Genomic DNA, 1,627 nt, shown 5'->3' with positions numbered 1-1,627 from the left:
GCGTGTCCCAGTAATCGGTGACCCGCGTGCAGTTCGTGATCATTCATGCGGGATGATCAGGTTATGCGTGATGGGGATGGGCTGTTCGAGGTCGAGCCGGTCGAGCCGAAGCGGCAGCAGGCACATCCAGCGGTGGTGGACAAGCGGTTCCGCGCGTTCGACCCTCACCAGGTCCTGCTGCTGCCGCCGTCGCTGGACGACTGGCTGCCCGAGGACCACCTGGCCCGGTTCGTCGCGGACCTGGTCGACCAGACCCTCGACCTCACGCCGGTCCTGGCCGATTACACGGAAAAGCGTGGCTACCCGCCCTACGATCCCAGGTTGATGGTGCGCCTGCTGATCTACGGCTACACCACCGGCGTGCGCTCCTCCCGGGCGATCCAGCGCCGTTGCGTCGACGACGTCGCCTTTCGGTTCCTCGCCGCCGACCAGGCCCCCGACTTCCGCTCGATCGCCCGCTTCCGCCGCCGCCACCTCGACGCGCTCGCCGGCCTGTTCCTGCAGTCCCTGCATCTCGCACAGAAGCTCGGCATGGTCAAGATGGGCCGCGTCGCTCTGGACGGCACAAAACTGGAAGCAAACGCATCCAAGCACAAGGCGATGAGCTACGGCCGCCTGGTCGACAAGGAGGAACGCCTCGAAGCCGAGGTCGCCGAACTGGAGGCGAAGGCGGCTGCCCTCCTGGCCGACGCGGAGGCCACCGATACCGCCGAGGATGAGCGGTTCGGCCCCGACGGCACGCAGGCCGACCTGCCCGCCGAACTGGGCCGCCGCGAGAAACGCCTGGCCAAGCTGCAGGCCGCCCGCGCCCAGATCGAGGCCGAGGCCGCCGACAAGGCCCGCCGCCACGCCGAGGACAAGGAGCGCCGCCGCCAGGAACGCGCCGGCAGCAGCGATGAGCAGGCCGTCACCGACGCCGGTGAGAAGGCTGCCAAGACGGCTCGCCCGAAGCCGAAGGCACAGGCCAACTTCACCGACCCCGACTCGCGGATCATGAAGAACAGCGACGGCGCCTACATCCAGGCCTACAACGCCCAGGCCGTCGTGGACGACAAGCACCAGGTCATCACCGCCGCCGATGTGACGACCAACCCCTCCGACGCGCTGAACTACACCACCATGCTCGACCAGTCCGCCCAGAACACCGGCGCCCACCCGGGGCAGGCCCTCGTCGACGCCGGCTACTGCTCCGAGACCAACCTCGAAGCCGCGCGCGAGCGCCAACTCGCCTGCGGCACCAACACGTTCATGGCCACCGGCCGACTCGCCCACGACGAGCAGGTCCCGCCCGCACCCCGCGGACGCATCCCCAAGAACGCCACACTGAAGGAACGCATGGCCCGCAAGCTGCGGACCAAGCCCGGCAAAGCCGCCTACGCCCGCCGAAAAGCAATCGTCGAACCCGTCTTCGGACAGATCATGACCTGCCAGGACGGCCGCCAGCTCCTCCTGCGCGGCGAGGACGGAGCCCGTGGCGAGTGGCGGCTACTGGCCGCCTGCCACAACCTCCGCAAGATCTTCCGACACACCGGGATCACGGGACTGGCCACCGCAACCGGGTGACTCACCGGGCCTCCCAGTGGGTCACCAGGCCCCGCCAGGCCGATCTCCCAACCGGCAGGACCCG

The 1,627-nt window shown here is 69.0% G+C and carries 1 protein-coding gene; it reads left to right on the top strand.

Features of this window, described 5'->3' with window-relative positions; all coding sequences use genetic code 11:
• Positions 1-135 precede the first annotated feature (135 nt).
• The gene (locus tag AC3ET4_RS30695) at positions 136-1,563 is read left to right on the top strand and encodes an IS1182 family transposase (RefSeq protein ID WP_431955224.1); all 1,428 of its coding nucleotides are present in this window, start codon (positions 136-138) and stop codon (positions 1,561-1,563) included.
• The last annotated feature ends 64 nt before the right edge of the window (positions 1,564-1,627 follow it).

The organism is Actinacidiphila sp. bgisy167 (genome assembly GCF_057707665.1).
This window is presented reverse-complemented; position numbering and strand designations above follow the sequence as displayed.